This is a genomic window from Caballeronia pedi (assembly GCF_001544915.2).
Taxonomy (GTDB): Bacteria; Pseudomonadota; Gammaproteobacteria; order Burkholderiales; family Burkholderiaceae; genus Caballeronia; species Caballeronia pedi.
This window is the reverse complement of sequence record NZ_FCOE02000108.1, coordinates 1-1,370: the sequence shown is the minus strand read 5'-3', so window position 1 is coordinate 1,370 and position 1,370 is coordinate 1. Positions and strand designations below refer to the sequence as shown.

Sequence of the window (1,370 nt, the reverse complement as noted above, 5' to 3'; positions counted from 1 at the left end):
GCGCCTCAGACGCCGGTCAATCAACTCGATGTACTGCCGACCGAAACCCGCACACTGCTTGTCGAAACATGGAACGACACCGTTGCTGCGTATCCCGAGCATCTGTGCATCCATCAGTTGTTTGAACAACAGGTGCAACGCACGCCTGAGGCTATCGCGCTGATCTTCGAAGACACGTCGCTCACCTATGCGCAACTCAATGCGCGTGCCAATCAGCTTGCGCATCATCTGATCGCGCTCGGCGTGCGTCCTGAAGATCGCGTGGCGTTGTGCGTTGAACGTGGCATCGGCATGGTCGTCGCATTGCTCGCGATACTCAAGGCAGGCGGCGCTTATGTGCCGCTCGATCCGGCGTATCCTGGCGAGCGTCTGAGCCACATCCTCACCGACTCCACGCCCCGCCTGCTGCTTGCCGATGCCGCCGGTCGTGAAGCGCTGGGCGACACCGGTTCGCTGACCGTGCTCGATCCCAACGCGTCGCTCGATGACACTCTCCCACAAGACGATCCGCAAACGACCGTCACTCCGCAACACCTCGCCTACGTGCTCTTCACTTCGGGTTCCACCGGCAAGCCCAAGGGCGTGATGGTCGAGCATCGCGAGATGCTGAACTTCCTCTGCTCGATGCGCGATGTCACCGCCATGCACGCAGACGATGCGCTTCTGGCCGTCACGACCATCGCCTTCGATATCGCCGGGCTGGAGTTGTATCTGCCCTTGAGCACGGGCGCCTGCGTCGTGCTCGCACGCAGAAACGATGCGGCCGATCCAATCGCCCTGCAAGCGCTGCTCGCAAAGCACGATGTGAGCTTCATGCAGGCCACGCCCGCCACCTGGCGCATGCTGCTCGATGCGCAGTGGACCGGCCGCGCGCAACTGACCGCGCTGTGCGGTGGCGAAGCGTTGCCTGCTGAACTCGCCGCGCGTCTTGGCGACAAGGTGAAGTCGTTGTGGAATCTCTACGGTCCGACGGAAACGACCGTCTGGTCTTCGTGCTATCACACGGGAGTCGAAGCGAACGGGTCATCGACGGTGCCGGTCGGTCGACCGATCGCCAACACGCGCATGTATCTGCTCGATGCGCAGTATCAACTGGTGCCGCCGGGTGCGGTGGGTGAACTGTATATCGGCGGTGCGGGCGTGGCGCGGGGCTATCTGAATCGCGCTGATCTGACTGCCGAGCGTTTCCTCGATGATTCGTTCGTTCCCGGTGCGCGGATGTATCGCACGGGCGATCTCGCGCGTTATCGTGCCGATGGCAATATCGAGTTTCTTGGGCGTAACGATCATCAGGTCAAGATTCGTGGCTTTCGGATCGAGCTGGGTGAGATCGAAGCGCAGATCGCCAGTCATCCGGCGGTGCGCGAAGC

General features: G+C 61.8%; 1 protein-coding gene. It reads left to right on the top strand.

Annotated elements, in window-relative coordinates; genetic code table 11:
* Positions 1-1,370, top strand: a 1,370-nt coding sequence (locus AWB80_RS42715; protein WP_143328299.1) for a non-ribosomal peptide synthetase, incomplete at both ends; no start/stop codon positions are given.